This is a genomic window from Actinomadura sp. NPDC000929 (assembly GCF_040492065.1).
Classification (GTDB): Bacteria; Actinomycetota; Actinomycetes; order Streptosporangiales; family Streptosporangiaceae; genus Spirillospora; species Spirillospora verrucosospora.
The window spans coordinates 1-4132 of the sequence record NZ_JBEUPA010000281.1 but is presented as its reverse complement, the minus strand read 5'-3'; the positions used below and the strand labels follow the sequence as shown (position 1 = coordinate 4132).

Genomic DNA, 4132 nt, shown 5'->3' with positions numbered 1-4132 from the left:
GGCCCGCCGCGGTGGTGAGCACGTGGCGGCGGAGCAGGCCGCGGCCCTCGCCCGCGCGGCGGCGCCAGGACGGGCCGTGCACGCGCCACATGAGGACGTCGTCGGCGTTGCCGGCCTGGGCCCGCACCGATGCCCAGAAGCCGGCCGGACGGACCGGATGCGTCAGCCGCCGCTCCCCGAGGACGAGGCCGTGGCCGGCGTCCATGGCGCGCAGCGCCAGGTCCGCGTCCTCGCGGTAGGCGCGGCGGAAGCGCTCGTCGAAGCCGCCCAGCTCGGCCAGCAGGCCGCGGCGGTAGGCCATGTCGGCGGTGATCCAGTCGGCGTCCGCGAGCCCGGCGGTGTTCCGCTCCCAGTCCGTCGGGGCCCGGCCGTCCTGCGGCGGCGGGACGGAGACGCGGCCCTGGGAGCCGCCGGCCTCCGGCGGCAGGGCGGCGAGGTCGGCCGCCAGCCGGGCGGGCCACTTGGCCTCGGGGACGACGTCGTCGTCGAGGAAGGCGATCCACTCGGTCGTGGCGGCGCGCCAGCCCGCGTTGCGCGCGGCGGCGGGTCCGCGGCCCCCGGAGCGGATCACCCGGATCCGCTGCCCGGCCGGCGGCGGCAGCGGCAGCGGCGCGCCGGGCGCCGGGCGGTCGTCCACGACGATGATCTCGTGCGGCGCGGGGCCCGCGCCGTCGCGCAGGGCGGTCAGCAGCGCGTGCAGCGTGACGCGCAGGCTCGGCCTGCCGATCGTGGGAATGACGACGGTGCAGCTCATCGGGCGTGCACCTCCCTGCGGCGCACCACGAACGGGCCGATGGCGAGCAGGTCGACCGGCGCCGAGCCGAAGCACTCCAGCGCGTCGCGCGGGTCGTCCACCATGGGGCGGCCGGCGGTGTTCAGGCTGGTGTTGACCAGGACCGGCAGCCCGGTGCGGCGGCCGAACTCCTCCAGCAGGCGCGCCACGAGCGGCTCGTCGGCGGCGTCGACCGTCTGGGCGCGGGCGGTGCCGTCCACGTGCACGACGGCGGGGATCCGCTCGCGCCACTCGGGTCTGACCCGGTGCACGAACAGCATGTAGGGGCTCGGCAGCGGGCCCTCGAAGATCTCGGACGCGCGGTCGAGCGCCACCATCGGCGCGATGGGCCGGAACTGCTCGCGGCCCTTGACGTCGTTGAGCCGCTCGATGTTGCCGGCACGCCCGGGGTGGGCGAGCAGGGAGCGGTGCCCGAGCGCGCGCGGCCCGAACTCCGAGCGCCCCTGGAACCACGCCACGATCTCGTCTCGGGCCAGGGCGTCGGCGACGGCGCCGGCCAGGTCGTCCGGCCGCTCGTAGGGGATCCTGGCGGTGTCGAGCCGCGCGGCGATCTCCTCGTCGTCCCACCGGCGGCCGAGGCCGGCGCCCGGCATGGCGGCGAGCGGGTCGCCGCCCGCCCGCGCGACGTGCAGCGCCGCGCCGAGCGCCGTCCCGGCGTCGCCCGCCGCGGGCTGGACCCAGATGTCGTCGTAGGGTCCGGTCTCGGCCAGCCGGGAGTTGGCGACGCAGTTGAGGGCCACGCCGCCGGCGAGCAGCAGGCGGCGGGATCCGGTCCGGCCGTGGAGCCAGGCCGCGAGGTCGAGGAGCACCTCCTCCAGGCGGGTCTGGACGCTGGCGGCGAGGTCGGCGTGGTCCCGGGTCCACTCGCCGCCGGGCCGGCGGGCCTTCGCCAGGGAGCCCCAGTCGATGGGGGCGACCGCGAAGCCGCCGTCCCCGGTCGCGCGGACGTGCTCGCGCAGCTCGTCCAGGAATCGCGGCTCGCCGTAGGACGCGAGCGCCATGACCTTGTACTCGTCGCTGGAGCGCAGGAAGCCGAGGTGCTCGGTGAGGTCCTCGTACATGAGGCCGAGCGAGTGGGGGAGGCGCTGGGCGTGCAGCGGCGTCAGCTCGCCGCCCTCGTACGTCCCGGCGAGGTGCGAGTGCGACTCGCCGCGGCCGTCCAGGACCAGCACGTCGCCCTCGCCGGGCCCGGGCGCGGCGAGCGCGGCGGACGCGGCGTGCGCCACGTGGTGCGGCACGTACCGGACGATCCCGGGGTCGAGGCCCGGCAGCGCGGTCGCCAGGAAGTTCGGGGCGCGGCGGGCGTAGAGCGTGCGCAGGCGCTCCCACTGGGCGTCGTGCCCGCCGAGTCCGGGCTCGGCGAGCTCGGGATCGTAGGAGTAGGCGACGGCGTCGAGGTCGCCGGGCTCCAGCCCGGCCTCCTCCAGGCACCACCGGGCGGCCTGCTCCGGCACCTCCCAGGCGGAGAAGGGCACCGGCCGCTTCCCGTGCTTGCGGCGGCTGAAGCGCTCCTCCTCGGCCGCGGCGACGACGGTGCCGTCCGACACCAGCGCGGCGGCCGGATCATGGAAGATCGCGTTGATTCCGAGCACGCGCATGAGTACCCCGTTTCGGCGCAGCGTTCGGTGGGAGAGGGGCGGGTGGCCGTCGTCGTAGGCACCGTGCTCCGGCCGGATCCGCCGGAACGAAATCCCCTATAGGTAATTCGGGACATTGCCGAGAACTGTGTGGCTAAACGCTGATGTCAGAAGAGTCGCTCGTAATAAAAGTTGCAGGTGATGCGCCATTTACGGACATGGAGGGGAAAGCGGGGGGTAGTGGCCGGTTCATGCGCTTCACCGTCGTCGTCATCACCCGGGACCGGCGGCGGTCCCTGCTCGCCACCCTGGCCGCCGCCCGCGCGCTCACCGAGCGGGCTCCGGTCATCGTGGTGGACAACGCCTCGCGGGACGGGTCCGCCGCCGCCGTCGCGGAGCGGTTCCCGGAGGCGACCCTGATCCGTTCGCCGCGCAACCTCGGCGCCGTCGCCCGCAACCTCGCCGTCGACCACGTCCGCACGCCCTACGTCGCGTTCTGGGACGACGACACCTGGTGGGACCCGGACGCGCCGTCGCGCGCCGCCGGCCTCCTGGACGCGCATCCGCGGCTCGCCGTCGTGACCGGCCGGATCCTGGTGGAGCCCGGCGGCCGCGAGGACCCGATCGTCCCGGAGCTGCGGCACTCGCCCGTCCCCGGGCCGCCGTGGCTGCCGGGCCCGGCGCTCGGCTCGTTCCTGGCGGGGGCCTCCATGGTCCGGGCCGAGGCGTTCCGGGAGGCGGGCGGGTTCTCCCCCCGGCTCTGGCTGGGAGGGGAGGAGGAGCTGCTGAGCGCCGACCTGATGGCGCTCGGCTGGCAGTTGTGCTTCGCCGAGGACGTCGTCGTGCACCACGAACCGTCCCGCGTCCGCGAGGCGCACCTGCGGCGCCGCCACGGGATCCGCAACACCCTGTGGTTCACCTGGCTGCGCCGCCCGCTGCCCGTGGCCGTCCGCAGGACGGCCGTCCTGCTGCGCACCCTGCCGCGCGACCGCGTGACGGCCGCCGCGCTCGCCGAGGCCGCGGCCGGGCTGGCCTGGGTGGCCCGCGAGCGCAGAGTGCTGCCCCCCGACGTCGAGGACCGCCTGCGCCGCCTGGAGGCGGCGCAGCGCGCGTCCAGGGCCCGCCGCTACGTGAGCTAGGGAGACCACCGCATGCCGGACGTGACGATCGTGGTCGTGACCCGCGACCGCGCCCCGGAGCTGCGCCGCAGCCTCGGCCACCACACGGCCCCGGTCATCGTGGCCGACAACGCCTCCGGCGACGGCACCGCCGCCGTCGCGGAGGCGGCGGGGGCGACCGTGCTGAGGCTGCCGGCCAACCGGGGCGCGGCCGCCCGCAACGCCGGGGCCCAGCTCGCGGCCACCCGCTACATCGCCTTCGCCGACGACGACTCCTGGTGGGCCCCGGGCGCGCTGGAGCGGGCGGCCGTGATCCTCGACGCCCACCCGCGGACGGCGCTGCTCGCCGCGAAGGTCCTGGTGGGGGAGGAGGAGCGGGTGGACCCCGTCTCCGAGCGGATGGCCCGCGCGGAGCTCGGGCGCCCCGAGGGCCTGCCGGGACCGGCGATCCTCGGCTTCCTGGCCTGCTCGGTCGTCGTGCGCAGGGACGCCTTCCTCGACGCGGGCGGCTTCTCCGGCGTCCTGCACTTCGGCGGCGAGGAGGAACTGCTCGCCCTCGATCTGGCCGCCGCCGGATGGGGGCTCGCCTACGTGCCGGACCTGGTCGTCCACCACCACCCGTCCGCGGCGGGCCGCGACCCCGC

The 4132-nt window shown here is 76.3% G+C and carries 4 protein-coding genes; 2 read left to right on the top strand and 2 right to left on the bottom strand.

The window, feature by feature from the left end:
• Together ABWI04_RS41945 and ABWI04_RS41940 are read right to left on the bottom strand one after the other, a co-directional pair.
• Positions 1-754: glycosyltransferase family 2 protein (locus ABWI04_RS41945; RefSeq protein WP_353835892.1), on the bottom strand; the 754-nt coding region annotated here is incomplete at its 3' end.
• The gene (locus ABWI04_RS41940; RefSeq protein WP_353835891.1) at positions 751-2391 is read right to left on the bottom strand and encodes a carbamoyltransferase family protein; all 1641 of its coding nucleotides are present in this window, start codon (positions 2389-2391) and stop codon (positions 751-753) included. The genes ABWI04_RS41940 and ABWI04_RS41945, both read right to left, overlap by 4 nt.
• 230 nt (positions 2392-2621) lie before the next feature.
• Here ABWI04_RS41940 and ABWI04_RS41935 point away from each other — a divergent pair, with 230 nt between their 5' ends.
• Entirely contained in the window at positions 2622-3509 is an 888-nt protein-coding gene (locus tag ABWI04_RS41935) for a glycosyltransferase family 2 protein (RefSeq protein ID WP_345187519.1), read from the top strand.
• A gap of 12 nt (positions 3510-3521) precedes the next feature.
• The coding region (locus ABWI04_RS41930) for a glycosyltransferase family 2 protein (RefSeq protein WP_353835890.1) at positions 3522-4132 on the top strand (611 nt) is incomplete at its 3' end.

Excerpts from the sequence above, each read along its gene's own strand:
- ABWI04_RS41940 (WP_353835891.1), bottom strand. The coding sequence starts at position 2,391 with ATGCGCGTGCTCGGAATCAACGCGATCTTCCATGATCCGGCCGCCGCG.
- ABWI04_RS41935 (WP_345187519.1), top strand. The coding sequence starts at position 2,622 with ATGCGCTTCACCGTCGTCGTCATCACCCGGGACCGGCGGCGGTCCCTG.